This is a genomic window from Pantoea sp. EABMAA-21 (genome assembly GCF_030053335.1).
Lineage (GTDB): Bacteria > Pseudomonadota > Gammaproteobacteria > Enterobacterales > Enterobacteriaceae > Pantoea > Pantoea communis.
In genome coordinates, this window is record NZ_JASGBX010000003.1 from 192,425 (window position 1) to 218,069 (window position 25,645).

The 25,645-nt window shown below is 46.9% G+C and carries 16 protein-coding genes; 10 read left to right on the top strand and 6 right to left on the bottom strand.

The window, feature by feature from the left end; all coding sequences use genetic code 11:
* Window positions 1-11 precede the first annotated feature (11 nt).
* The 7 genes from QMZ65_RS06330 to QMZ65_RS06360 all read left to right on the top strand — a co-directional run bounded on the left by QMZ65_RS06330 (window position 12) and on the right by QMZ65_RS06360 (window position 12,057).
* Window positions 12-1,466: a TolC family outer membrane protein gene (locus QMZ65_RS06330; protein WP_097118053.1), complete on the top strand. Its 1,455-nt coding sequence runs from the start codon at window positions 12-14 to the stop codon at window positions 1,464-1,466.
* Entirely contained in the window at window positions 1,463-3,646 is a 2,184-nt protein-coding gene (locus QMZ65_RS06335; RefSeq protein ID WP_283215614.1) for a type I secretion system permease/ATPase, read from the top strand. Before QMZ65_RS06330 ends, QMZ65_RS06335 begins: the two co-directional genes overlap by 4 nt.
* On the top strand, window positions 3,646-4,869 hold the full coding sequence (locus QMZ65_RS06340; protein WP_502921522.1) for an HlyD family type I secretion periplasmic adaptor subunit: 1,224 nt from the start codon (window positions 3,646-3,648) through the stop codon (window positions 4,867-4,869). Before QMZ65_RS06335 ends, QMZ65_RS06340 begins: the two co-directional genes overlap by 1 nt.
* A gap of 1,031 nt (window positions 4,870-5,900) precedes the next feature.
* The gene (locus QMZ65_RS06345) at window positions 5,901-7,049 is read left to right on the top strand and encodes a capsule biosynthesis protein (protein ID WP_058961877.1); all 1,149 of its coding nucleotides are present in this window, start codon (window positions 5,901-5,903) and stop codon (window positions 7,047-7,049) included.
* A gap of 11 nt (window positions 7,050-7,060) precedes the next feature.
* On the top strand, window positions 7,061-8,737 hold the full coding sequence (locus tag QMZ65_RS06350) for a polysaccharide biosynthesis/export family protein (RefSeq protein ID WP_283215616.1): 1,677 nt from the start codon (window positions 7,061-7,063) through the stop codon (window positions 8,735-8,737).
* Window positions 8,738-8,749: 12 nt separating this feature from the next.
* Entirely contained in the window at window positions 8,750-10,777 is a 2,028-nt protein-coding gene (locus tag QMZ65_RS06355; RefSeq protein ID WP_283215617.1) for a capsule polysaccharide biogenesis protein, read from the top strand.
* 38 nt (window positions 10,778-10,815) lie between these two features.
* Complete coding sequence (locus QMZ65_RS06360) at window positions 10,816-12,057, top strand: capsule polysaccharide biogenesis protein (protein ID WP_283215672.1); 1,242 nt, start codon at window positions 10,816-10,818, stop codon at window positions 12,055-12,057.
* A 248-nt stretch (window positions 12,058-12,305) separates the two neighbouring features.
* Here the strand turns inward: QMZ65_RS06360 and QMZ65_RS06365 are convergent, their stop codons facing one another.
* From QMZ65_RS06365 to QMZ65_RS06385, 5 genes are all read right to left on the bottom strand, one after another.
* Window positions 12,306-13,064 carry an acyltransferase gene (locus tag QMZ65_RS06365; RefSeq protein ID WP_283215618.1) on the bottom strand — a complete coding sequence of 253 codons (759 nt, stop codon included), beginning with the start codon at window positions 13,062-13,064 and terminating at the stop codon, window positions 12,306-12,308.
* 323 nt (window positions 13,065-13,387) lie between these two features.
* The gene (locus QMZ65_RS06370; protein ID WP_283215619.1) at window positions 13,388-17,200 is read right to left on the bottom strand and encodes a CDP-glycerol glycerophosphotransferase family protein; all 3,813 of its coding nucleotides are present in this window, start codon (window positions 17,198-17,200) and stop codon (window positions 13,388-13,390) included.
* A complete protein-coding gene (locus tag QMZ65_RS06375; protein WP_283215620.1) occupies window positions 17,197-18,309 on the bottom strand; it encodes a stealth family protein in 1,113 nt (370 codons plus the stop codon). The genes QMZ65_RS06370 and QMZ65_RS06375 overlap by 4 nt, the downstream gene beginning before the upstream one ends.
* A gap of 16 nt (window positions 18,310-18,325) precedes the next feature.
* Entirely contained in the window at window positions 18,326-18,991 is a 666-nt protein-coding gene (locus QMZ65_RS06380; protein ID WP_283215621.1) for an ABC transporter ATP-binding protein, read from the bottom strand.
* Complete coding sequence (locus tag QMZ65_RS06385) at window positions 18,988-19,764, bottom strand: ABC transporter permease (protein ID WP_283215622.1); 777 nt, start codon at window positions 19,762-19,764, stop codon at window positions 18,988-18,990. The genes QMZ65_RS06380 and QMZ65_RS06385 overlap by 4 nt, the downstream gene beginning before the upstream one ends.
* A gap of 687 nt (window positions 19,765-20,451) precedes the next feature.
* Between QMZ65_RS06385 and speB the strand changes: the two genes are divergently transcribed.
* Together speB and QMZ65_RS06395 are read left to right on the top strand one after the other, a co-directional pair.
* Window positions 20,452-21,372, top strand: coding sequence for an agmatinase (gene speB, locus QMZ65_RS06390; protein ID WP_034823229.1), 921 nt, complete (start codon window positions 20,452-20,454; stop codon window positions 21,370-21,372).
* Between the two features lie 726 nt (window positions 21,373-22,098).
* Window positions 22,099-22,566 carry a YidB family protein gene (locus tag QMZ65_RS06395; RefSeq protein WP_283215623.1) on the top strand — a complete coding sequence of 156 codons (468 nt, stop codon included), beginning with the start codon at window positions 22,099-22,101 and terminating at the stop codon, window positions 22,564-22,566.
* 50 nt (window positions 22,567-22,616) lie between these two features.
* Here the strand turns inward: QMZ65_RS06395 and loiP are convergent, their stop codons facing one another.
* Window positions 22,617-23,372 carry a metalloprotease LoiP gene (loiP, locus tag QMZ65_RS06400; protein WP_211729308.1) on the bottom strand — a complete coding sequence of 252 codons (756 nt, stop codon included), beginning with the start codon at window positions 23,370-23,372 and terminating at the stop codon, window positions 22,617-22,619.
* Window positions 23,373-23,645: 273 nt separating this feature from the next.
* On the opposite strand from loiP, the gene tkt reads away from it, so the two are divergent.
* A complete protein-coding gene (gene tkt / locus QMZ65_RS06405; protein ID WP_283215624.1) occupies window positions 23,646-25,637 on the top strand; it encodes a transketolase in 1,992 nt (663 codons plus the stop codon).
* The last annotated feature ends 8 nt before the right edge of the window (window positions 25,638-25,645 follow it).

Genomic DNA, 25,645 nt, shown 5'->3' on the forward strand with positions numbered 1-25,645 from the left:
GTGGATTATCGATGGATTTGATGCAATCAGGCGCTCCAACTCGCCGTTATTCTAAGCTCAGCGTCTTCTGTGCGGGCATCGCTTTATTTCATTGTTCACAACTTATGGCTGCCAGTGATGCGCTCACCTCGGCCAGCCGAATCACCTCCGCAGGCCTGGCGCAACAGCAGCAGGATCTGCCGTCATTAACCGGTGAAGTGGCCGAACCCGCATTGGCTCACGTCCCGGATTCACTCACGATTAACCAGGCCGTACAGCGTGCCATTCAGTGGCATCCAGATATCGCGCAGGCGGTGGGGAAAATGCTGGAACAGGCCAATCAGGTGGATGTGGCGAAAGCCAAATATTATCCGCAGATCAGCGGCGGGATGAACAACGGCTACAGCAATGCTTATACCGAGAAGGGCTTTAGCCCATCGTTCGTATTGTCGGTTTCGCAGATGCTGTATGACTTTGGCAAAGTCAGCAGTTCGGTGCGATCCGCTGAAGCTGGCGTGGCGATGGAACAAGCCAACGTGCTGGTGAGTATTGATACGGTGGCACATGACACGGCTTCCGCGCTGGTGGAAGTGCAGGGCTATCAGCAACTGGTGAAAATTGCCCAGCAGCAGCTCGATGCACTGAGCAAAATTGGCGATCTGGCCCGTCAGCGAAATGATGAAGGCGCGGCTTCGCTCTCCGATGCCACGCAAACTGATGCGCGTATTGAAGGGGCGCGCACCACGCTGATTCAGTATCAGGCCAACCTCGATCGCTGGCGTGCCACGTTGGCGACCTATCTCGGTTGGCCGCTGGTGAAGAAAGTGAATGAGGACTTTCCGGTGAACCTGACGCGCTCCTGCGCGGTGGGTAAAGCGGATGACAAACTCAACCCGGCAGTGCTGTCGGCATGGGCACAGGCCAATCAGGCACAGGCAAAACTGGATAATGCTAACGCGCAGAACCTGCCAACGATTTCGCTGGAACCCCAGGTCACGCACTACCTCAACAATCACTACTCCGGCAGTGAAACGCTCGATCGCACTCAGTATCAGGCCTTCGTCAAAGTGGAGATGCCGATCTATCAGGGAGGCGGGATCACTGCCGCGCGTGACGCCGCTGCCAACGCCTTGCAAGCGGCCAACGCGGCCGTCAACTCCGCGCGCCTGAAAGCACGGCAGCAACTCAGTGAATCGCAAAGTGCAGCCCTTAGCTTGTCGCAGAGTCTGGCGATTATGGGGCGGCAACAGAGGCTGGGTGAGAAAACCCAGCAGCTCTATCAGGATCAGTATCTGCAACTCGGCACCCGTCCGCTGCTGGACGTGCTTAACGCCGAGCAGGAAGTATTCCAGACCCGTTTCACCCTGCAGCAAACCATCAGTCAATTACGATCGTTGCAACTCGACTGCTTATACAGCACCGGGCATATCCGATCGGCGTTCGCTTTGAATAATCAGCGGATCCAGAATGTGGAGATCCAGCCATGACCCAATTACAAATTCCCGACGCCCCGAATGGTGATACCAGCAGTGGTGCTGACGGTCACGTTCCGTTAAATGGATGGGCGACGGCGATCATTCAGATCGCCACCCATTATCGTTTGCCCTGTTCTCCGGGCATGATTATGGCCGCCGCCGAATGGCAGGGTAAACAGACGCGTGACAAAGCGTTGCGCCATCTGGCGCGTCAGGCTGGTTTATCGCTACAGCTTTATGAAGAGAATAAATGGGAAATCACCAGCTGGCGTTTGCCGCTGGCGGTAGAACTGAACGATGGGCAAGTCGGTGTTATCACCAGTTTTGACGGTGATGATGAAGTGCGCGTACATTTCTCCGGAGATGAACAACCCGCCCCCGTCGCGCTGGCAACGTTGCTGCCTGAAATCCGCTTCGCCGCCGCATTACGCCCGGTAACGGCCGCCAAAGACAGCCGTGTCGATCGTTATCTGGCAACCGTAAAACCCAACTGGCTGATGAAGCTGGTGCTGCACGATATGCGGCCTTACGGCCATGTCATGCTGGCCTCCTTCCTGATCAATCTGATGGCGCTGGTCGGCATTATCTTCTCCATGCAGGTGTATGACCGCGTGATCCCCGCGCAATCTTATCCCACGCTGTATGTGCTCTATATCGGCGTCATTATCTCGGTGGTGTTCACCTACATATTGCGAGTCGGCCGCGATCACGTCACCGACTTACTGGGTAAGCGCGCTGACATGCGTGTATCGGATCGCGTGTTTGGCCATGCGCTGCGGCTGCGAAACAGTGCGGTGCCGCGTTCGACTGGTACCTTTATTTCGCAGCTGCGCGAGCTGGAATCGATCCGTGAGATGGTGACTTCAACCACCGTCTCCGCCATCGTCGATATGCCGTTCTTCCTGCTGTTCCTGCTGGTGATGGCGATTATCGCTCCCCAGCTGGCATGGATAGCGCCCATCGCGGTGATTTTGATGGTGCTGCCAGGCCTGTTCAGCCAGAAAAAACTGGCGAAGCTGGCACAGCAGGCGATGAAAGAGTCCACGCTACGCAATGCGGTGCTGGTGGAGAGTGTGCAGGGGCTGGAGGATATCAAGCTGATGCAGGCAGAAGATCGCTTCCTGCAGCAGTGGAACAGCTACATTCGCATTACCGCGCAATCCGGCGTTGAGATGCGAAAAGTCATGCATTCGCTGATCAGTTGGGGTGTGACGGTACAAGGTCTGGTATATGCCAGTGTCATCGTAGTGGGCGCGCCAATGGTGATTAATGGCGATATCTCTACCGGTGCGATTGTGGCGGCATCCCTGCTTTCCTCTCGAATGATTGCCCCCATGGCAACACTGTGTGGTGTGCTGGCGCGCTGGCAGCAAGTGAAAGCCGCCAAAATCGGTCTGGATGCGTTGATGAACCTGCCGGTGGAAAACAGTAAAGACGAAACCCGTATTCATTGCCCGGTGCTGTTTGGCCATTACCAGTTCAATGATGCGATGTTCCGCTATTACAGTGATTCACTCACCGTCGCACTGCGTATTAAAAGCCTGACGATCAAACCGGGTGAACGTATTGCCGTGCTGGGTCGCAACGGTTCGGGCAAATCAACCTTGTTGCAAGCGATGATCGGCGGCATGGATCTGGTGGGCGGCGAACTGCGTCTGGATAACCTCAGCTTACCGCATATTGATGTGTCGGATGTGCGCCGCAACGTGGGTTTAATGACGCAAAACGCACGCCTGTTCCACGGCACGCTGCGTGAAAACCTCACCATGGGCGCGGCCCACGCGACTGACGATGCCATCTTCGGTGCATTAACGGTCAGCGGCGGGGCGGATTTCATTCGTCGTTTGCCACTCGGTCTCGATCATCCGGTTATGGAAGGCGGGGTAGGCTTATCAGGCGGCCAGCGCCAGTCAGTACTATTGGCTCGCATGCTGTTGCGCGATCCCAACATTATCCTGCTGGATGAACCCACGGCGGCGCTGGATGATCATACCGAGAAAGAGTTTATCGAGCGTTTAGGGGCTTGGCTCAATGGCCGCACCTTAATCGTCGCCACTCACCGTGCGGCGATCCTTGCACTGGTGGATCGCGTGTTGGTACTCAAGGATGGGCAACTGGTGATGGATAGCCCGAAAGAAAACGCGCTGCCGCCACCGCGTGCGGGTGGTAATCCACCGGAGGTGCACTCATGATGAAGCAACTCCCCGGCAAACTGCGACTGGTCACCGCGGCAGAAGTCAATTCCTCTGACGATCTGTTGGGGGAACTCAAATCTGAGACTCACTACACCGGTGCGGTTAGGCTGATCACCATCAGTGCCGCGTTGATCCTGATATCGCTGGTGTGGGCCTGGTTTGGCGTACTGGATGAAGTCTCAACCGGCACGGGCAAAGTGATTCCGAGCTCACGTGACCAGGTGCTGCAATCCTTAGAAGGCGGCATCCTTACCGAGCTTTATGTGCACGAAGGCGATCGGGTGAAAGCGGGGCAGGTGGTGGCGCGTCTTGATGCCACGCGCTCGCAATCCAGCGTGGGTGAAAGTGCGGCGCGTTATCGTGCGGCACTGGCAGCGGCCTCGCGCCTGAGAGCCGAGGTCAACGACGATCCCCTTACGTTCCCCAATGAGCTCAAGGCTTATTCTGATTTGATTGCCTCCGAGACGCGGTTGTATAAAACCAAACGCGCCCAGCTTAATGACTCGACAAAGCAGTTCAAAGAGTCGCTGGCGTTGGCAAACAAAGAGTTAGCGATCACACAGCGACTGGCGAAAACCGGCGCAGCCAGTAGCGTTGAAGTGCTGCGTTTGCAGCGCGATAAATCGGATCTGGAGCTGAAACTCACCGACATGCGCTCGCAATACTATGTGCAGGCGCGTGAGGAGCTGGCAAAAGCCAGTGCCGAAGCGGACAGCCTGGCTGAGGTGATCAAAGGGCGTGAAGATACGGTGACGCGCCTGACCATCCGTGCGCCGATGAATGGCATCGTGAAAAACATCAAAGTCTCCACCGTCGGCGGGGTGATCCCTCCCAACGGTGAACTGATGAACATCGTGCCACTCAACGACCGTCTGCTGATTGAGGCGCGCCTGTCACCGCGTGATATTGCTTTTATCCATCCCGGCCAGCGTGCGGTGGTGAAGATCTCGGCCTATGACTACGCGATTTATGGTGGCATGAACGGCGTGGTGGAAAGCATTTCACCGGATACTATTCAGGATGAGGTGAAGCCAGAGATTTACTACTACCGCGTGTTTATCCGCACTGATAACGACTACGTGCAGAACAAAGCCGGTAAGCGCTACTCGATCAGTCCGGGGATGGTTTCTACTATCGATATCAAGACCGGCGAGAAGACCATCATGGATTATCTGGTGAAACCGTTTAACAAAGCCAAAGAGGCGATGCGCGAACGTTAATCGCACAATCTCGATGTTTAAGGGCCGCCGTTGAGGAGTCAACGGCGGCTTTTTTGTGTCTGTTAGTCAGGTGACTTAAAGTAAATTGATGTTTTGTTAAGGTGCAGACAGGTGCCGTTTTGCAGGAGGTGACATTTGTTATCCAGTATCAGCGCTAACCTGTTCGCCAAATCTAATGCTGAAAGGATGCAGCTAACCAAGGCCATTCTCAGGGAGTTTTCTCGGTTTTCTTTGACCTGATGGGTTGCAATGGTAATTACTGGAAGCTTTTTGACATTTTTAGAAAATTTTAGTGCGAATTAGTGAAGCGTGTTGGGGATTTGACTTAAACTTTCGTTAACCAGATGAATTAAAGCGTTTTATACCAGTAGGTGCTTTTTTGTGGTTAAGAATTGACCGCTGAATGGGTAAGGGTTCAATAAGAATATGCTTAAAATTCTTGTGCCGCCTGTTGCTGTATGTTACATAGAGTGTCGAATTTCTATCCCTTGCTCACTTCAGATTTTTCCGTGAGCGTCGCAGTGAAAATAATAAAAAGAGCTTACCTCACTACCCGTTAAGCGGATGCCTATGCGCACGCTTTGGCTCGCCACTGATAAAGATGGCGCGATGAGGTTTTTCAAGGGATAGAGCAAAATCGTTAATGCAATTTAGCTATGCGTCCGTTGTCTGGAAGCGTAGCGAGAGCATTTGCCAGATACATCATGCAAAGGAACTGACATGAAGCAGGTTGTTTTTCAGGAGCAGCAAAGCGGCAGCATTTTGCCGGGATTGATCCCTTCAGTTTCTACCGTGTTGGTTGAGTGGCACCCAGCGCTTAGCCTCAACTCTCAGCATGACCCAATCGAATCTAAGAATCCGCAAATAGGGTGCAGATCCTCTGAGTCCCTGCGCTTTTGATTACCCGTTGACTGAATAAAAATAACCAGCCTTGTACAAATTTTCGGCTGACCATGGAGAAGTGGGTGTGAGAGATATTGCCAAACCCGAATTGTAGTTTGGACACCCCAACAATAATTGATGACTGTTACATGTTGATGAAAGTGAAGTCCGCCGCATCCACGATGCGTTCGCGTTTTCCTGCCATTTCACTGGCGGAAATCCAGAAGCACCTGGCGAAAATTATCATTCTGCTGCCGATGGCGCTGCTGCTGATCTATCTCGTGATCTTCAGCCAGCCGCGCTATATGAGCGAATCCAAAGTCGCGATAAAACGTTCGGACGATCTCACCAGCAGTAGTCTTAATTTTGGCTTGTTGCTGGGTGCCTCTAATCCCAGTTCCGCCGAAGATGCGCTCTACCTCAAGGAGTACATCAATTCACCGGACATGCTCCGGGTGCTGGATAAGCAACTCGACTTCCATGAAGCCTTTAGCCATAGCGGGTTGGATTTCCTCAACCATCTGGCGAAGGAAGAGACTGCCGAACGCTTCCTGCAGTATTACCGCGACCGTATCAGCATTGCTTACGACGACAAAACCGGCCTGCTGGATATCCAGACGCAAGGCTTCAGCCCAGAATTTGCGCTGAAGTTTAACCAGGCCGTGTTGAAAGAATCCGAGCGCTTTATCAACGAACTGTCGCACCGGATTGCACGCGATCAGCTCTCGTTTGCTGAAGCGGAAATGGAGAAAGCACGCGTTCGACTGGATGCCAGCAAAAGTGAATTGCTCGCTTACCAGAACAGCAACAACGTGCTGGACCCGGAAGCGCAGGCTCTTGCCGCCAGCACCCTGGTCAATACCCTGATGGGTCAAAAGATCCAGATGGAAGCCGATCTGCGTAACCTGCTGACCTATCTGCGTGATGACGCGCCGCAGGTGGTGAGTGCGCAAAACGCGATCTCCTCCTTACAAGCGCAGATTGACGCTGAAAAAAGCAAAATCACCGCGCCGCAGGGCCACAAGCTGAACCGTATGGCGGTGGATTTTGAAGAGATTAAATCGAAGGTGGCGTTTGATACCGAGCTGTACAAGCTGGCGCTGACTTCGATTGAGAAAACCCGCGTGGAAGCGGCACGTAAGCTGAAAGTCTTGTCGGTGATCAGTTCACCGCAGCAGCCGCAGGAATCCACATTCCCCAATACCCCTTATTTGATCGCCTGCTGGTTGCTGGTGTGCTGCTTATTGTTCGGCACGCTGAAATTGCTGTTAGCCGTTATTGAAGATCACCGGGATTAATTGAGTTCGTCATGAAATTATTGAAGTCACTGTTACTGCTTGCCGTCTGGCAAGCCACCTCCGCCAGCGCGGCCGTCGATATTAATGCCGATCCGAATCTGACCGGTGCGGCACCGCTGCCTTCGTTCCTCACCGGCCAGCAGAGTCAGGTGCAGAGCAGCGATGGGTTTGATAACACCCCGCGCCCGGTAGCACCGGCGATGATGAGCCGCATGTTTGGCGCACAGCTGTTTAACGGCACCAGCGCCGATAGCGGCGCAACCGTCGGCTTCAACCCCGGCTATGTGCTTAATCCCGGCGACAGCATTCAGGTACGCTTGTGGGGCGCGTTCACTTTTGATGGCGCTCTGCAGGTTGATCCGAAAGGCAATATCTTCCTGCCGAATGTGGGGCCGGTAAAAGTCGCGGGCGTGAGCAACAGTCAGCTGAATGCGTTAGTGACCAGCAAAGTCAAAGAGGTTTATCAGGCTAACGTCAGTGTGTACGCCTCGCTGCTGCAGGCGCAGCCGGTGAAGGTTTACGTGACCGGTTTTGTGCGCAGCCCTGGACTATATGGCGGTGTGACCTCTGATTCCCTGCTCAACTACCTGATTAAAGCCGGCGGCGTCGATCCCGATCGCGGTAGTTATGTGGATATCGTGGTGAAGCGTGGCAACCGCGTGCGTTCCAGCATCAACCTGTATGACTTCCTGCTTAACGGCAAGCTGGGCCTGTCACAGTTTGCCGATGGCGACACCATCGTGGTGGGGCCACGTCAGCACACCTTTAGCGTGCAGGGCGATGTGTTCAATAGCTACGACTTTGAATTCCGTGACAGCAGCATTCCTGTGACGGAAGCGCTGAGCTGGGCACGTGCCAAGCCAGGCGCGACTAACATCACCATCATCCGCCAGCAGGGCTTGCAGAAACGTAGTGAGTATTACCCGATCAGCTCTGCGCCGGGCCGCATGTTGCAGGATGGCGATACGCTGATTGTCAGCACCGATCGCTATGCTGGCACCATTCAGGTTCGCGTCGAAGGTGCGCACTCTGGCGAACACGCGATGGTGCTGCCATACGGTTCGAGCATGCGTGCGGTGTTAGCGAAGATCCGCACCAACAGCATGTCTGAAATGAGTGCTATCCAGCTTTACCGTCCTTCTGTGGCGCAGCGTCAGAAAGAGATGCTGGATCTGTCCCTGCAGAAACTGGAAGAAGCCTCGCTCTCTGCCCAATCCTCCACCAAAGAAGAAGCCAGCCTGCGCATGCAGGAAGCTCAGCTGATCAGCCGCTTCGTCAACAAAGCGCGCAACGTGGTGCCTAAGGGTGAAGTGATCCTCAACGAGAAGAACCTCGATTCGATTCTGCTGGAAGATGGCGACGTGATTAACATCCCGCAGAAAACCTCGCTGGTTATGGTGCATGGCGAAGTGCTGTTCCCGAACGCAGTGAGCTGGGAAAAAGGCATGAGCCCGAAAGATTACATTGAGAAGTGTGGTGGTCTGACGCAGAAATCGGGTAACGCCAAGATTGTGGTGATTCGTCAGAACGGTGCAGCCGAGAACGGTGAAGATGTTGACACGCTGAACCCAGGCGACGAGCTGATGGTGCTGCCGAAGTACGAATCGAAGAACATCGAAGTCACACGCGGTATCTCCACCATCCTCTACCAGCTGGCGGTGGGTGCGAAAGTGATTCTGTCGATCTAAGGATAAAGAGACATGATTGGTATTTTCTCATCAGGTATTTGGCGTATTCCGCATCTGGACAATTTTCTGGCACAGCCGTGTCAGAAGCTTTCTCCGCTGCGTCCAATACCCGCTGAGATTAATACTGTCGCTGTGTGGGGCCATCGCCCAAGCGCACGCAAGCCGGTGGAATTAGCACAGGCGGCAGGTAAATCAATTCTCCGTCTCGAAGATGGTTTTATCCGCTCGCTAGATTTGGGGGTAAGCGGTGCGCCACCACTTTCCATGGTGCTAGATGATGAAGGGATCTATTACGATGCCAGCCGACCGAGTGCACTGGAGCGTTTGATCCATCAACGCGAAGAAAATCAGGCATTAGCCGCTGAAGCGAAAGAAGCGATCCACACCATCGTTACGGAAGATCTTTCCAAATATAACCAGGCTCCGGCATTCATCGCCGGGGAGAGCCTGACCAGTAACTTAGTGCTGGTGGTTGATCAGACCTTTGGCGATATGTCAGTGACATACGGTAACGCCGGGCCAGACGATTTTGTGGCAATGCTGGATGCGGCTATCAAAGAAAACCCGTCATCGACCATTTGGGTGAAAGTCCATCCTGATGTGTTAGAGGGTAAAAAAGCCGGTTACTACCATCAGCTGCAATCGACGCATCGCGTTCATCTGATGGCGGATAACGTCAGCCCGCAATCGTTGCTGCGCCATGTCTCACGCGTATACGTGATGACTTCGCAATATGGTTTCGAAGCTTTGATGGCGGGCAAACCGGTTACCTGCTTTGGTCAGCCCTGGTTTGCAGGATGGGGGTTAACCGACGATCGCCATCCAAAGGCGGAGCAACTTCGCCAGCGCCGTGGAAGCTCAACCTTGGAAGAGCTATTTGCCGCAGCTTATTTGCGTTACAGCCGGTATATCGACCCGTTGACGGGAGCAGCCGCAACCCTGTTTGATGTGTTGGGCTGGATGCAGCTACAGCGACGTCATCAGCAGCAACGCAGTGGGCATCTATGGGCACCAGGATTAACGCTGTGGAAATCCACCATCCTCAAACCGTTTTTACATACCACCGCCAATAAGCTGAGTTTTTCCCGCCATTGCCGTGCTGCTACTGCATGTGTGGTGTGGGGAGTACGAGGCGAGCAACGCTGGCAGGAGAAAGCCAGATTACGCCAGCTGCCGTTATGGCGGATGGAAGATGGTTTCCTGCGCTCTTCAGGTTTGGGTTCTGACTTGTTACCGCCACTTTCTTTGGTACTGGATAAGCGCGGCATCTATTACGACGCCACGCGCACCAGCGATCTCGAAGTGATGCTAAACCATAGCGAACTGACGCTGGCACAACAGTTGCGAGCAGAGAAACTGCATCAGCGTTTGGTTGAAAACAAACTAAGTAAATACAACTTAGGGGCGGATTTTGCCCTGCCACAAGGTTCGCAGGGTAAGCGAATTCTACTGGTGCCCGGCCAGGTTGAAGATGACGCCTCAATTCAAACGGGTACGCTTTCCATCAACACCAATCTGTCATTACTGCGCACGGTTCGTGAGCGTAATCCCGGTGCCTTCATCGTTTATAAGCCGCACCCTGATGTACTGGTAGGCAATCGCAAAGGGGATATCCCAGCGGAAGTGGTGGCGCAACTGGCGGACTATCAGGCGCTGGATGCTGATGTTATTCAGTGCATCCAGATGGCAGATGAACTGCATACCATGACTTCACTCTCCGGCTTTGAAGCGTTATTGCATGGCAAGCAAGTGCATTGCTATGGCCTGCCATTTTATGCCGGATGGGGGTTAACCAATGATGAGCATGTCTGTGCAAGGCGCAAACGCAAGTTGGGGCTTGCAGATGTGATCTACCAGGCATTGATTGCCTATCCAACGTATATCCATCCGCTGCGTTTGGCAGCTATTAGCGCGGAAGAAGCGGCAGAGTTTTTGATTCACGCACCGCGTGGACAGATGTTTGTTAATAAAAAGAAAGCGAGTTACCTCGTTAGGCATTATCGCAAGATGTTGATGTTTTTTAAGGTTAAATTCGGTTAGGAAAACCGATTCATAAAATAAAAAAAAGAAGGTTGATGATGCACAGTAACGCTTTAAAAATGCTGCTGTCTGGGAAAAAGTATCTGCTATTACAGGGGCCGATGGGGCCGTTCTTCAATGATCTGGCCACATGGCTCGAATCACTTGAGCGTGAAGCTGTTAATGTAATATTTAACGGTGGGGATCGTTTTTACTGTCGCCAGCGTAAATATTTGCCTTACCTGAAAACTCCAAAAGAATTTCCATCATGGCTGCGCGATACGCATAAAGAATACGATTTCGACACGATTCTTTGCTTTGGCGATTGCCGTCCTATGCATCAGGCTGCCAAGCGCTGGGCGCAAGCCAAAGGGATACGTTTTATCGCATTTGAAGAAGGCTACTTGCGGCCGCACTTTATTACGGTAGAGGAGGGCGGGGTAAATGCGTTCTCTTCCTTACCGCGCGATCCTGAGTTCTATCGCCGTCTGCCAGAAATGCCGCCAATGCAAGTTGAGAAGCTTAAGCCCTCAGCCATGAAACGTATCGGCCACGCCACCTGGTATTACCTTGTAGGTTGGCGCTATCGGCATGAATTCCATGAATATCGGCATCATAAATCTTTCTCACCGTGGTATGAGGCACAGTGCTGGATTAGGGCTTACTGGCGCAAGCAATGGTACGGCTGGCGTCAGCGCAATGTGTTATCGCATTTGCAGAATAGCCTTGATCAGCGTTATTTTCTCGCTATCTTGCAGGTATATAACGATAGCCAGATCCGCAACCATAGCCCGTATAAAGATGTGCGCGACTACATTAACGACGTAATCTTCTCATTTTCGAAGAAAGCACCGCGTAACGAGTTTTTGGTGATTAAGCATCATCCGATGGATCGCGGACACCGTTTATATGGTCCGCTGATCAATAAACTCAGCAAAGAGTACGGCGTAAAGAACCGGGTGATTTATGTGCATGACGTGCCAATGCCTGAGTTGTTAACTCATGCAAAGGCAGCGATCACGATTAATAGTACGGCAGGGATTTCAGCGTTGATCCACAATAAACCATTAAAGGTGATGGGGAACGCGCTGTACGATATGAAGGGATTGACCTATCAAGGGCATCTTAATCAGTTCTGGACGGCAGATTTTAAGCCGGATATGAAGTTGTTTAAGAAGTTTCGTGGTTACCTGCTGGAGAATACGCAGGTGAATGCGGTTTATTATGGCGATTTTAGGAAAAAACAACCATCATCTAATCGGCTTCCGGTTGTAACTAAAAAAGACATGATAAGGGATTGAATTAAAAAGACGATTTTATATTTTTTATTGAGATGTGATTTCTTTAGAGAGCTCTAACGGTTTTAAAAAAACAGTCTAATGAAGTTGCAACTGTAAGCATGAATGAGGCATGCAAAAATACAATGGATAGAGAGTTATCTTCAGTTGATAAGGGCCGTGATTTCCATTGATAGGATGGGGTATTTATTATACCCACCCAAGGAATACTCTTTAATATGGATCTTAAAATACCTTTTATTAATTATTTTTTATGAGACGTCCCCTTTAAGTAGAATTTTAAAAGCGTTATACAAACGCTTATTAAATGGCATGCTTATTGGTCTCAAAGTAGATTCTGATTCATCAGTCAAATTCCAGTATGCGGACTTTATTATTGACGATGAATTAGGTTTGTAATAAGGTTTTACTAGGTTAAGGTGGGGCCTCTCCCAAGCAATGTTTTTTTTAACAACTCTGGCTGGCAATCCAACGGCAACACAATTATTAGGTATCTTTTTTTTCAATATACTACCATAACCTAAAATACTTCCGTCACCGATACTACCACCATTTAAGATAACAGCCTTGGCAGCAATCCAAACATGATTGCCAATTATTATATCTTGCGTAGGATTTAATCTTCTACCAGTATCAACATCAAAAAATGGGTGTGCATCATCAGATCTTATTTCAATATTGGATGCGAACATACAGTCGTCACCAATTTCAACTTTAGAACCCTCTGCGGTAGATATATAAGTCCATCCTGTGAATGTTACACCATCCCCTATTTTTACAACACAGTCTTGTCCAACCCTTACCATACCGTTAAACGAATTATCTCCAAGAGTACATGTGCCATTATCGCAATCAAAGGTAAATGTTGAGTTTTTTAATTTAGTGTTTTTATGTACATTTAATGTATTGTTTGATCCTATGAAGGTTATTTTCATATTGCTTATGATATTACCCTCATAGTTTATGATGTTATTTCTTTCATCTTTATATGACTTTAACTCTGTTAGCATCGTGCCCCCTTAGAGTGTGATTTTTTAGGTAGTTAAGTAATTAATGATGCACTTAACTGAGGTATCTAAACCATCAAGTTTATTTTTTTCCAGAATTAAAAACTGTTATGTTAATGAGTCTCTACGTATATTAAATAAATGCGTTTCTATATTACGCGATAATATTTTTGAAGTAAAACTGGTACGTAAATGATGAGATAACTTGCTAGTTGGTAACGAAATTAAAGTTTTAGTATAGGTGGAGAAAGGAGTTTTACAAAAAGTGTTAGGCTCCTCAGTAGGTCAGAATCCTACTTAAGAAGCCTGGGTTTAACTCTACAGTTTTATATTTCTTTTGAAGTAAGACTATTTATAGATCTAATTAGCTGTGCATTTTGCAATCTTATTACGGCATTTTTAGGCGCGGTTGTTGGGTGCAAGCGAATAATTGAGTTCCAACATAATACGACATCATCCCAATTTTCAGTGATTTGTGAAAGTTCTGAACGAAGCAGCCAATAATTTACGTCAAATTTACCTATTTGGTCATTTACTTCTAAAATATGATAGCTTTCATCTATCATACCTAGCATTCGGTACGAATAAGCTAATTTGTATGGTGACTCAAATTCTGAATTCGAAAGTAGCAACCAATTCTCAGCAGATTCAGCCCATTGCCCGGCTTTAAAGAAAAATTCCGCAATTTCATGGCGAACTGAATTTGCGGATTTTGATTCTTCATTCAGACAGGATAAAGCTTCTATAAATAGATCATGGTTATTAATATGTCTTAATGAATTCAGATAAATCGTAGTAAGTTCAGGTGGGAATAAATCAAAAAACTCTTTGAGTGGACTGATCATATTAACCACATTATTAAAAATATTTAAGCTATGGTTAATTGAAATAGACTGAATCCACCACAAACTATCTTTTTCTTGCTTGCTGAAGTTATTATTTAAATATGAAATTAAATCTACTTTCCCTTTTTTATATTGCAGATAAAAAAGTGTGATTATTTTTGTTGTTTTTTTAATTTCAATGTTTTTACTTATGTTTTCATTAGCTGATTCAAATATGGTCTCAACCTCATCCCAATCTCTTCTTGAAAAAGATTCGCACAACTTCAAATGATTTTCAAACTCATTTTTTTCAGTATCTTGAGGTGGAGCAAAAATAAAATTGTCACCTCCATTAAAAGCACAAGTAAAGTTATGATAAATGGTATTATTATTATTATTATTATTATTATTTGTTATTTTTTTTGCATTAGATTTTTCATTAAAAAATGTTAGGCTCTCAATTGCTAAGTTTAACCTATCTTTAATGTCATCTATAGTGGCCTGCTCGATGTGCGGTGTATTTATATCTAATGATTTTATCATTTTTAATGACTGGAACACTTTTCCATGTTGAAGCAACGCCTGAGCATAGTTTACAACATCTGAATTAGTTGCTTCATTTATAAATGAATCTATAGAAAATAGCTTTTCCCACCGATCACAAGCGCTTGCCCAATACCCTTTTTTAGATGCGATAATTGCTCTTCTATATAATGCTTTTATATCAATGTGATCATCGTTACATTGGTCCAACGCAGTAATAGCATTATAGGTGCGCTCGCAAGATTTACCATCCCTGTAAGGGAATGTGTTTTCGATTAAATTAAGAGTTTCATCAGATGGTATAGCATCATTTTCAAGCAGTTTGTTAAGAGAAACAAATACATCCTCTAAATAATTACAAACTGGGCCGAAGCCATGTTTCCTATATTCATAGTAACCCTTAGAGTAGGTATGTGCTCCAGAAAAAACTTCTTCCTCATCAAATTGATAATAAATTGTTTGTTTTCCCTGTATTGCTAATTCAAAAGCTACAGATGAATAGTCCGTAATCAAAAGAGATGATTCACTAAACAGCTCTTGAATTCTGATTTCTGATGGTTTTTTTAATGTAATATATGAGGGGATATCGAATTCATCAATGTAATTAATAAGGTTTGGGTGAGGATGAAGGACGATTTTGTAATTGTACTTTTCTGATAAGTGCTTTAGCTCCTGAGAGTTAAATAAATTATTCCAATGTATAGCAAAGCTTGAACTCATGAAATCAGGATTTTTAGAACGTTCATGCCCGTTACGATTAGCTTCTCCTGCAATACTAGCACGCCAAGTAGGCATAATTAGAATTTGTTTATTGTGCCCTGAACTATTTAATAAAGAATCATGCCGTGGGAAACCCGTAATTTTCACTTCCTTACTAGAATACTTATAATTGCTATCATTAGAAACGATTGATTTATATTCATCACTTGATGCAGTAATAAAACAGTCAATGTTCTCTTTCTGATTCAACCAGCCTGAAAGATCATCTTTTGTCACTCCATGCTGAAGAAATATGAAGTGTCTGCCTGATAGCATTCGCGGCCCCAATAAGTTTACAACACAATAATCTACATGTGAACTTATGACTTTACTACAACTTTTTAATTTTGATAGATGTTCTTCACCCCCAAAGTTTAAAAGGTTAAATCCCTCTTTTTTTAAACGCTCCCAGTCATGTGAAGTTTCATTAAGTGCAAAATAAATTTCTTGGTTAGGATGGTGTTTACTAATATAACGATATAGGTGTTCAGCATTATCATCGGCTTGATAATCTCGATCCATCAAAATCCAAGCATCAGTTTTTTTTGCTTTGGATACATAATCAGGTATTAAATTATCAAAGTGGCGTACAATTTGTTCACCAGTTATTCCATTGCTATACTGTTTTCCTGCAAGAGATATTGTTGTTTTAACATCTGAAATGTTTATTATTATTTTCTCATGCCAGCCAATTTTCACCCAAATTCGCTTCTCTTGAGCGAAACTACGAGATAATAAAGAGTGGTTTATTATTTTTTCGTAGCTAGGGTAAACTTCCTTTCCACCAATTTCGATGGCTTCAAATACTTCCTTATACGTAAAGTACCTTAGTTGGACCATTTTTTTTATACGATCATAGCCTTCAACATATACAATTTGCATATTTGGATCTATGTCTTTAAATGCACCTAACATTCCTACTTTATGATAGAACCATGCACCTGCAAGATTGAATCTCATAATCACAGATTCATCAATGTATAAAAAAATCTCATCTAAGAGAGAAAGAAAGCGTTCTTGCTTTTGTAAGCTTAGGAAATTTAATTTTTGCTGATTATTTATCAACTTCTTAAAATACCAAATAAGATGATATACAACTGTTATTTGAATGTTCTCAGGCACACTTCCTTTTTCATTTGCGTATTTTTTAAGGAGATCAAGGCAACCTAATTCTAATACTTGATCATATAATCCTGGTTTTTCCCATGACTTATCTAAAGTTGAACTTCCATCACTTCTTTTTCTATATAAATATTTTGCTGACTTTAAAAATGCTATGTTACTTTTTTGAATATGCAATAGGTAAGATGAAGCAAAGTGTGCATCTTCAAAATTTGGTTTTATATTTTCATTAAACCTTATATTGTTAGATTCTATTTTTTCATGTTTGAATATTGCTGAGTTTACCGATAGTTGAATTTCTTTCCCTAGGCTATTTACGGGGATGATCTTATCACCACCTGAAAATCTATATTTAAGTGGATGAGTGTCTTTAATTTGATCTTTGTCTTCAAAGTAGAAAATGAAGTTGCAGGAAACCAAATCTAAATTCCCATGATTATTTTTACTAATAAACTTGTCAACTGATAAAAAGTAATTTATGTCTATAAAATCGTCAGGGTCAATAAAGGTTACCCATTCTGTTTTAACATAATCCAACCCTACATTGCGTGCTGAAGCCTGCCCACCATTTTCTTTGAGAATATACTTTATATTTCTAGGGAATTTTTTTTGCCATTTATTTATTATTTCTGCAGAGTTATCAACGGAACCATCATCTACCATAATCAAAAAAATGTTATTTTCAAAATCTAATCTTTGAGTGGTGATGCTTTCAAAATAATTATCAAGGTAATTGCTTACATTGTATACAGCAGAAACTACTGTGTATTGATATGCACCATGATTTTTTTTTGGCTTTAGCTTGTCAATACTCTTGTTTCTTTTTAACATCATGTCTGAAATGAATAGTTTTGGATCTCTAATGAGTTTTCGCATTTTTTTTATGTTCATTTATTTTCAGTCTCGTAGTAATTATCTAATTCTTTTTTAAGAGTATCTTGATAGCTTTCAAACGGAGCATTGAGAGAATTAAAGTCATTTGCACAGAATGAATGAGGGCGATGATTGTCAATTTTTGCTTTTCTTAATGCTTTGTAGAAACTATTCGCTGATTTTGATCTAATGTTGAAATAATAACAAATATCTCTTTGGAGAATTGAATTACCCTTGTAATAGCTAAACCATGGCACTAGAAATGTTGCGAGGTTTAAGTCACTATCTGTTCTGAATTTATTCATAAGAAAAGATTCAATTTCATCTTTATACAATTCCCAGACATCTAAGTAATCACTTTTACGTAATGGAACATAAGTATGAACCAATGGATTGTCTGGTCTGTGATTAAATGTCTCTTCTATGAGCGCGGATGAAAGCAATGATGCTGAAAGTGTGGGAGTCAATGTTCCTCTTTCGACCATTTGACTGAGGTTTTTGGAGGACACAAAAAGTGAGGCGTGTCCATTATTCTTGAAAAAATGACTTGCTTCTAATGGTCTTGCTACAAAAACGTCATCATTGAAGTAGATAAAACTCTCGGAAATTTCAGGTATATTATGTAAGAAAGCCTCGATAACATGAGAGTTGAATGTAGGCAGGAATTTTCCCGGAATGATTTCGGTATGATCAATTATTATGATTTTTTTGGATTTAAACTTTTCCAGCCATGCTGGTATCTGATTATCAGTAACTATGAATATATTTCTCACCCAAGGTAAAAATTTGTGAACACTCTGAAGTGAATAATATAATTCATCATGATTTTCAAACCTAGCTGAATCAGTAGCATATCTTCCTAATTCTTTATTTCCACTTTTCTTAAAGTGATTATATTTATCAGACCAGATTAAATCATCGCTGTTAACCCAGGTGAAAACAATATCAATTGGTGCATTATTTTTGAATGTTCTTTCTAGTTTTTCATCATAACTTATTATTATTTGCTCCTCTTCTTGAGGGCACTTTATTTCATTAAGATGTATGGGGTGTTTTTTATTGAGATAATCTTTAAAAAATAAAGATGGTGTTTTTATGAGTTTTTTTATTTTTTTTAACATGGGCATAAATTATCTCATTCATTCAGGCGGTTTGTTCAGTTTTATGCTTTTCTAAAGCTTTCTCTATATCCTCAAAGTAATTTACTTCATTATCTTTTTCGATATAAATGGCACAATCACAAAATTCCTTAAGTGAGTTCAGACTGTGTGAAACCATTAGGAAGTTGGATTTTTTATTAAGACCTTTGAAATATTTAGCGCATTTTTGTTTAAAACTAGAATCGCCTACTGAAGTTACTTCATCAACTAAATAATAATCAAACTCAAATGCCATGCTCAGACCAAAGCCTAAGCGAGACTTCATTCCTGAAGAGTAAGTTTTTATTGGCATATCAAAATATTTTCCAAGTTCGGCAAACTCTTCAACAAATGCTACTTTTTCTTTTAGTTCTTCCTGCTTGGCATATAACCGGGCGACAAACTTTACATTTTCCCGCCCTGTCAAACTACCCTGAAAGCCACCAGAAAGGCCTACCGGCCATGAGATAGTTTTATCGGTGGTGATGGAGCCGCTATCAGGACGGTCGATGCCGCCAATCATCCGAAGTAAAGTTGATTTACCCGCACCATTACGACCTATAAGCGCTACACTCTTTCCGCTTGGAATTTCGATGTTTAGGTCTTTAAAAACATAATGGCGACCTTGAGGCGTGCGGTATGATTTCGTTAAATTTTCTATTTTAATCATGAGGTAAGCATTGCCTCTTCACGATTGCGATATAATGCAAGGCCAGCAAATACCGTGACTAAGGTACAAATCGCTAGATAACTGAGACTTACACCCTCACTCACATAACCTGGCATTACCGCTTCACGGCTGAGTTCAACTGCATGAACCAAAGGGTTCCATAACAAATAAGGCCAGTAATCTGTTGGAATGGAGTGCAAAGGGAACATAATGCAGGAAATAAAATAAAGCGGTTTTAGCAATATCGGCAAAAACTTCTGGGTTTCGGCAAAGGTTCTTCCCACTACCATAAAGATTAACCCAATTCCGCATGAAAATAGAATCAGCAATCCCCATGTCGCAACTAATTGCAGAAGGTTGGTAATTTCAAAGTATTCGCCAGCCATCCACACAACCACCATCAGCAGAATATAAACGGCGGCATAGATCAGCGTTTCTAGCAGTGCGCGGGCCATAATGGTGTCGATCGGCTTTACCGGACGGTAATTAAACAGCCCTTGGTTAGCTTCAATCGCTCCGACTGAACGGTTTGTAATATTACTGAAAATAAAGTACGGAATAATGCCATTCAGCAGGAATACCGGGAATGATATATCCGGCATGGTGCGGTGCATAACAAAACCAAATATGCCCAGCAGCACCAGCAAATGTGCAGACGGCTCAAGAATCGCCCAAAAGTAGCCTAAGCGAAATTTACCAAATCGGGTGCGTATTTCACGCAAAAACAAGGCCTTTACGGCAGCTTGCTGGACTTCAAATCCACTTCTGGCCATTTGTTTAACTCATAAGAATTGGGTGGGATTTTTACACGCTACCGCCCCTGGCTTAACAGCTACCAATGCACTGGACGCAATACAGGCGGTGTAGGGGGGAGGTTTATAGTTTTTCAGACGGGGGAGCTGAATTAGTCAGCAGATTTTACGCAAATTCAAAAGATTAGAGCTGATGAATACGCGAAAGGCGTGATGCCATTTTGAACAATTAGATGGTTTGTCGTTGATATGGATCCATCCACTTGAACAGCTGGTCCCTGCTTGTCTGTAAGAATTTTCCCTAATTTTGATGACGTAAGTTACAGATCATGTCGAAATAATCCTAAACGTTTTCGTCTATTAATATTTTGCAAATTATCTGTAAGGCCTATTGAACTAATCATTGCACCTGATTTAACTCAACTGACTGAATATAATGACTTTAATGCTTAAGTACGTTTCTGTTCTTGACCTTACTCTGCATCATGAAATCAACACTGCTAATCAATTCATTCACGAGACAATCCACTGAATTTTACAAAAAGTAGTAGTTGTTACATTTGAAAAGTGACGATTGCAGGTCGCCTGATTCTTCGCGATAATCATGCACAACAAATCCCTTCCTCGTCGGGCATAACGACGCGGAGGGGATTTTTTTCATCTATACCTTAGTGGCTAAACGACTCACGGATCTAAAGAGGACAAGTTATGTATAACACCCTGGGCAATCAGTACGATAACTCCCTGGTTTCTAACGCCTTCGGTTTCATGCGCTTCCCGGTGAACTTTCAGCCTTACGACAGCGATGCTGAGTGGGTGATCACTGGTGTACCTTTCGATGCCGCAACTTCAGGCCGTCCGGGCAGCCGTTTAGGGCCGGGCGCGATTCGCCAGATCTCTACTAACCTCGCATGGGAAGGTTGCCGCTGGCCGTGGGATTTCGACCTGCGTCAGCGCCTGAATGTGGTGGATTGCGGTGACCTCGTTTACGCATTCGGTGATTCACAGGATCTCTCTGACAAACTGCAGGCGCACGCTGAGAAGCTGTTGGCAAACGGTAAGCGTATGCTGACCTTCGGGGGCGATCACTATGTCACGCTGCCACTGCTGCGTGCCCACGCTAAGCACTTCGGTAAGATGGCATTGGTGCACTTTGATGCACACACAGACACCTACTCCAACGGTCCAACCTTTGACCACGGCACCATGTTCTTCACCGCGCCGAAAGAAGGTCTGATCGATCCGAATCATTCAGTGCAGATTGGTATCCGTACCGAGTTTGATAAGAGCCTTGGCTTTAACGTGCTGGATGCAGCGCAGGTTAACGATCGCAGCGTCGATGACATTCTGGCGGAAGTGAAACGCACCGTGGGTGATCTGCCGGTGTATCTGACCTTTGATATTGACTGTCTGGATCCGGCACATGCACCGGGCACCGGCACGCCAGTGATCGGCGGACTGACCAGCGATAAAGCTACCAAGCTGATTCGTGGCTTGCAGGGTATGAATATCGTCGGGATGGATCTGGTGGAAGTGGCGCCGGGTTATGACCACGCTGATTTGACTTCACTGGCGGCTGCTACGCTGGCGCTGGATATGCTGCACGTGCAGGCTGCAAATAAAGGTTAATCCAGATGAGGGCAGGGCGATGGCCTTGTCCTCAACTTAATAGTTGTTGTTGATATCGTTGCTGGCTGAACGCACTACGGCGAATCCGGCAACCGCTAATAACGTCACTGCGCTAATGATGATAATTGTCAACATAAGTGGCTCCAGTCAGAGTCTTTGAACCACGCTACATTTTATTTATGACAGAAATCTTGCTTCGCCCGCTAATTCAGAATCATCCTTCCAGGGACATTCATCGCTTCTGAGCTTTCTCATCACGTTTCTGCTTTCTCATTCTCCACGCGAATTCGTCTACTGATGTTTATCGTCCTTTCTCAACGCGCATTGATAGCAATGATGTCAATCTGTGAAGTGGGTTGGGATTTGTTTTGAGCGGCGCAGAGTGATTAAGAAAGGGTGATAGCTGATGGGGCGATCCATTGCCCTCGACGTCCCCGGTTCCTAGTAATCGTCATTCACATCTTTGGCTGCGGAACGTATCACCAGATACGCGCCAATCAGCACAATCGCGATAACGATGGCGAGAATAATCAGAATGGTCAACATAGTATGTGGTGCTCCGGTGACTCTCTCTGATATCGCCTAAAAACAAACGGTCAGTGTAGACCATACTCACTATGACATGGCCTCGTCTGGCGAGTTCAGACCATTGTCACGCTTCTCGCATCAACGGCTCAACAACTTAACGGTGACAATTCGTTATCGGCTGCGCGTGGCTATACTTTGATGCGTACGTCATTAATCGCTTCGTTAATCACGGTTACACAATCTTCGGAGGTCAATATGGGCTTTCTGGATGAATTAGTCGGTTCGCTGGGGAACGGCAACGGGCAGGGCAATCAGTTGGGTCAGTTGCAGGCGATCTGGAATTGGGTGCAGGAGCAGGGCGGTATCGAAGTGCTGCTGCAGAAGTTTCAACAAGGCGGGCTTGGCGAGGTGCTGGGTTCGTGGATCGGCACTGGCGGCAATCAACAGGTCGGTGGCGGCGAGATTCAGAATGCTTTCGGTCAGGAGGAGTTGCAGTCGCTGGCCGATAAGCTGGGCACCGATGTGAATGGTGCATCTGGCACGCTGGCGGCGCTGTTACCGCAACTGATCGATAAGATGTCGCCGCAAGGTCAGCTGGATGAGCAGAGTTTGCACAACAACCAAATGGATTTAGGTTCGATGGTGGATGATCTGTTTAAGCGCTAGCTGTTGAAGCTGAGAACAGGAGCGCACAAGGCGCTCCTTTTTATGGCCGATTATTTGCCATCTGCCGCAATACGATCGCGGATGTGCTGTGCACGTGCTGCGGAATCCGGGTGCGAATCGAACATCGAACTCGTTTGGCCTTGCTGCATTTTCGCCAGTTTCTCGAAACTGGTGGCTAAGCCAAGTGGATTAACACCGCGCTTTTTCAGCAGGTCATAAGAGTAATCATCCGCCTGCGATTCCTGTGTTTGCGAGAACTGCGCATTGACCAGCTTCTCACTCAGATCGCCCAGCTGTGACTGCGAAAGCTGACCAATCACGCCGCCAACCGAGGCCGCAGCAGTGCGTGCCGCCGTGGTGGCGTAGGCAACCTGCATCGCTTTGCGCGTATGGCCGAGCGCAACGTGGCCCATCTCGTGGCCGAGCACACCTTCCACTTCGTTATCCGTCATCATATCCATCAAGCCGCTGTAGACGCGGATGCAGCCGTTGGCCATCGCCCACGCGTTCACATCTTTGGTCAGATAGACTTTGTAGTTGGCCGGCACGCCATTGATGTTATCGCCCAGCGCTGCGGCGATTTTGTTCAGGCGCTGCTGATATTCACTGTTGGCAGGCGCGAGCTGGTTGTCTTTGTCCATCTGGGCACAAGACTGATCGCTTAGCTGCTTCACTTGTGAATCATTCAACGTATAAGCCTGATAGGCCTGCGCGCCGGATTGCAGCAGCGCGTTGTTGTCCATTCCTTCGCAGCCGCTCAGCAGCGAAGCGATTCCCACAGCAATAATTGTGGCGCGGATTTTCATTGAGAGGTCCTTTGCGTAACAAGGTAGAGAAAACAAACACCTGAAATTGAGATCGGTGTTCAAACGCTTTGGTTATAGCGCGCATCTTGTTCACTGGCTAGCAGACAAGCCCCGAATTGCAACCGTTTACCCGCTATTTAGCACGTCGACGCATGTACTTTTGCCCCGATTTTCATGTACATTGATGTGCGACTTTTTTCTCGCTTCGCCTGATAACTGATTAATTACAATACGTTAAGCGCGGCGGAGCATTAATCCGACCTGGAGTAGAAGATGCCCTCTCGTAAAGAGCTTGCCAACGCCATTCGCGCGTTAAGTATGGATGCAGTACAAAAAGCCAAATCGGGACATCCTGGTGCCCCTATGGGCATGGCGGACATCGCCGAAGTGCTGTGGCGTGACTTCCTGAACCACAATCCGACTAACCCGCTGTGGGCAGATCGTGACCGCTTCGTGCTGTCTAACGGTCATGGCTCCATGCTGATTTATAGCCTGCTGCACCTCACCGGTTATGACCTGCCGATGAGCGAGCTGCAGAACTTCCGTCAGCTGCACTCTAAAACTCCAGGCCACCCAGAATACGGCTACACCGCTGGCGTTGAAACCACCACCGGTCCACTGGGCCAGGGTATCGCTAACGCAGTGGGCTTTGCCATCGCTGAGCGCACTTTAGCCGCACAGTTCAACCGTCCAGGCCATGACATCGTAGACCACAACACTTACGTGTTCATGGGCGACGGCTGCATGATGGAAGGCATCTCACACGAAGTATGCTCCATCGCCGGTACCCTGAAACTGGGTAAGCTGGTTGCCTTCTATGATGACAACGGCATCTCAATCGATGGTCACGTTGATGGCTGGTTCACTGACGATACCGCCGCTCGCTTCGAAGCTTACGGCTGGCACGTAGTGCGTGGCGTAGACGGTCACGATGCTGACGCCATCAAGAAAGCAGTAGAAGAAGCCAAAGCGGTTTCAGACAAACCTTCACTGCTGATGTGCAAAACCATCATCGGTTTCGGTTCTCCGAACAAAGCCGGTACCCACGACTCACACGGCGCACCGCTGGGCGACGACGAAATCGCACTGACCCGTAAGCAACTGGGCTGGAACCACGCGCCGTTTGAAATTCCTTCAGACATCTACGCGCAGTGGGATGCGAAAGAAGCTGGTCAGGCGAAAGAGTCCGCATGGGATCAGAAGTTTGCTGCTTATGCTGCTGCTCATCCTGAACTGGCTGCTGAGTTCACGCGTCGTACCAACAACGAGCTGCCAGCTAACTGGGAAACTGAGTCGCAGAAGTTCATTGAACAGCTGCAGGCTAACCCAGCTAAAATCGCCAGCCGTAAAGCTTCCCAGAACGCGATTGAAGCCTTCGGTAAGATCCTGCCGGAATACATGGGTGGATCGGCTGACCTGGCGCCAAGCAACCTGACTATGTGGTCTGGTTCTAAGCCAATCAACGAAGATGCAGCCGGTAACTACATCCATTACGGTGTGCGCGAATTCGGTATGACCGCGATCGCCAACGGTATCGCGCTGCACGGTGGTTTCCTGCCGTACACCGCAACCTTCCTGATGTTCGTAGAATACGCGCGTAACGCGGCACGTATGGCTGCACTGATGAAGATTCGTCAGATTATGGTTTATACCCATGACTCAATCGGTCTGGGTGAAGATGGTCCAACGCACCAGCCGGTTGAGCAGATGGCCAGCCTGCGCGTAACACCAAACATGAGCCTGTGGCGTCCATGTGACCAGGTTGAGTCTGCGGTTGCCTGGAAATACGCTATCGAGCGCGTAGACGGCCCATCAGCCCTGATCTTCTCTCGTCAGAACCTGGCGCAGCAGGATCGTACCGCTGAGCAGCTGGCAAACGTGGCACGCGGTGGTTATGTGCTGAAAGACAGCGAAGGTACGCCAGAGCTGATTCTGATCGCTACCGGTTCAGAAGTGGAACTGGCCGTTGCCGCTTATGACAAGCTGACCAGCGAAGGCCGCAAAGTGCGCGTTGTCTCTATGCCTTCAACCGATGCCTTCGACAAGCAGGACGCGGCTTACCGTGAGTCTGTACTGCCGAAAGCCGTTGCTGCACGTGTGGCAATCGAAGCGGGTATCGCCGATTACTGGTTCAAATACACCGGTCTGAATGGCGCTATCGTCGGCATGACCACCTTCGGTGAGTCTGCTCCGGCAGAGCTGCTGTTCAAAGAGTTCGGCTTCACCGTTGATAACGTGGTGAACACCGCGAAATCTATTCTGTAATCAGCGGT

What these genes read in the sequence shown, in the direction of transcription:
- QMZ65_RS06330 (WP_097118053.1), top strand. Translation starts at nt 12, where the DNA reads ATGGATTTGATGCAATCAGGCGCTCCAACTCGCCGTTATTCTAAGCTC.
- QMZ65_RS06335 (WP_283215614.1), top strand. Translation starts at nt 1,463, where the DNA reads ATGACCCAATTACAAATTCCCGACGCCCCGAATGGTGATACCAGCAGT.
- QMZ65_RS06340 (WP_502921522.1), top strand. Translation starts at nt 3,646, where the DNA reads ATGAAGCAACTCCCCGGCAAACTGCGACTGGTCACCGCGGCAGAAGTC.
- QMZ65_RS06345 (WP_058961877.1), top strand. Translation starts at nt 5,901, where the DNA reads ATGTTGATGAAAGTGAAGTCCGCCGCATCCACGATGCGTTCGCGTTTT.
- QMZ65_RS06350 (WP_283215616.1), top strand. Translation starts at nt 7,061, where the DNA reads ATGAAATTATTGAAGTCACTGTTACTGCTTGCCGTCTGGCAAGCCACC.
- QMZ65_RS06355 (WP_283215617.1), top strand. Translation starts at nt 8,750, where the DNA reads ATGATTGGTATTTTCTCATCAGGTATTTGGCGTATTCCGCATCTGGAC.
- QMZ65_RS06360 (WP_283215672.1), top strand. Translation starts at nt 10,816, where the DNA reads ATGCACAGTAACGCTTTAAAAATGCTGCTGTCTGGGAAAAAGTATCTG.
- QMZ65_RS06365 (WP_283215618.1), bottom strand. Translation starts at nt 13,064, where the DNA reads ATGCTAACAGAGTTAAAGTCATATAAAGATGAAAGAAATAACATCATA.
- QMZ65_RS06370 (WP_283215619.1), bottom strand. Translation starts at nt 17,200, where the DNA reads ATGAACATAAAAAAAATGCGAAAACTCATTAGAGATCCAAAACTATTC.
- QMZ65_RS06375 (WP_283215620.1), bottom strand. Translation starts at nt 18,309, where the DNA reads ATGCCCATGTTAAAAAAAATAAAAAAACTCATAAAAACACCATCTTTA.
- QMZ65_RS06380 (WP_283215621.1), bottom strand. Translation starts at nt 18,991, where the DNA reads ATGATTAAAATAGAAAATTTAACGAAATCATACCGCACGCCTCAAGGT.
- QMZ65_RS06385 (WP_283215622.1), bottom strand. Translation starts at nt 19,764, where the DNA reads ATGGCCAGAAGTGGATTTGAAGTCCAGCAAGCTGCCGTAAAGGCCTTG.
- speB (WP_034823229.1), top strand. Translation starts at nt 20,452, where the DNA reads ATGTATAACACCCTGGGCAATCAGTACGATAACTCCCTGGTTTCTAAC.
- QMZ65_RS06395 (WP_283215623.1), top strand. Translation starts at nt 22,099, where the DNA reads ATGCGTACGTCATTAATCGCTTCGTTAATCACGGTTACACAATCTTCG.
- loiP (WP_211729308.1), bottom strand. Translation starts at nt 23,372, where the DNA reads ATGAAAATCCGCGCCACAATTATTGCTGTGGGAATCGCTTCGCTGCTG.
- tkt (WP_283215624.1), top strand. Translation starts at nt 23,646, where the DNA reads ATGCCCTCTCGTAAAGAGCTTGCCAACGCCATTCGCGCGTTAAGTATG.